Source organism: Pseudogemmobacter humi, from assembly GCF_900609055.1.
GTDB lineage: Bacteria > Pseudomonadota > Alphaproteobacteria > Rhodobacterales > Rhodobacteraceae > Pseudogemmobacter > Pseudogemmobacter humi.
The window spans coordinates 1-1,325 of record NZ_UXAW01000006.1; the positions used below are offsets into that span (position 1 = coordinate 1).

Below are 1,325 nucleotides of genomic sequence, written 5' to 3' on the forward strand. Positions count from 1 at the left end.
GATGGTGACGGCGACGGAGACGGAGACGGAGACGGAGACGGGGATTCGCTCTCTGTCCTCGGCGAGGTGCTTGAGGGTGTCAGCACCATCATTCCCGGCCTGATCGCAGGCATCGGCCAGGCCGAGGCCTATCTGCTCGACGCCGATATCGCCAGGGCCGTCGATGCGCTGCTCGACACGCTGGCCGAAGTGCTCGGCGGCGAGAACGGGCTGCTCGACACCGTCGGCGACTCGCTCGACCAGCTGGTCGCCGGCGTCGAGGCCGGGCTCCAGGCGCTGCTCGACGGGCTGGAGGCGGGCACGCCGCTGGCCGGGGCCGGTGGTCTGCTGGCCGAGGTGATCGAGGGCATCCTCGGCGGCGATCCGAACGCGGGCGATGCCGGCGGCCTGATCCCGCATCTCCAGGGCGGCACCGCCGTGGCGGCGGCTGCGCTGGCGACCGGGCTCTCCGAGGCGCTGGCGGCGCTGGACGACGCGGATGTCGGCGCGGCGGTGAACGCGCTGCTGACCGCGGTCCAGGGCGCGCTGCTTGAAGAAGGTGCGCTGGTCGGCGAGGCGCTGGACGGCGTGCAGGAGCTGCTGACCGGCCTGACCGCGGGCATCGACGGCGCGCTGGCCACGCTGACGGCGGGCGATCTGCTCGGCGCGGTGGCGGTGCTGTCGGACGGGCTGCTGGCGGGTCTGCTGGGCGGCGAGATCGAGGGCACCGACGGCCCGCTGACCAATGTGCTGGGCGATCTGCTCGGCGGTCTGCTGGGCGACGGCGGGCTGCTGCAGCCGCTGCTCGGCGGCGACGGCGTGCTGACCGGCCTGCTCGACAGCGTGCTCGGCCCGGACGGGCTGCTCGGCGGGCTGCTGGGCGGTGGGTTGCTCGGCGGCGACGGTGGCTTGCTGGGTGGTCTGCTCGGCGGTGACGGTGGTCTGCTCGACCCGATCCTCGGCGACAACGGCCTCGTCGGGGGCCTCCTCGGCGGCGACGGCGGCTTGCTGGGCGGTCTGCTCGGCGGTGACGGTGGCCTGCTCGACCCGATCCTCGGCGACAACGGCCTCGTCGGTGGCCTCCTCGGCGGTGACGGCGGCTTGCTGGGTGGTCTGCTGGGCGGCGACGGCGGTCTGCTTGATCCGGTCCTCGGCGACAACGGTCTGCTGGGCGGGTTGCTCGGCGGCGGCGGCTTGCTGGGCGGTCTGCTCGGCGGGGCCGGAAGCCTGCTCGACGACGCGCAAACCGGCGCGCTGCTCTCCTGATAACATCGTCCTCAGGAGCGGGATTGCCCTTCCCGCTCCTGAACTGAGCTGCCGTCAAAAACGGCAGCTCTTTTTGTTTT

1 pseudogene is annotated in these 1,325 nt (G+C 72.7%); it reads left to right on the forward strand.

Features of this window, described 5'->3' with window-relative positions:
• Positions 1-1,245, forward strand: a pseudogene (locus XINFAN_RS21585) (hypothetical protein); the annotation flags it as partial.
• Positions 1,246-1,325 lie beyond the last annotated feature (80 nt).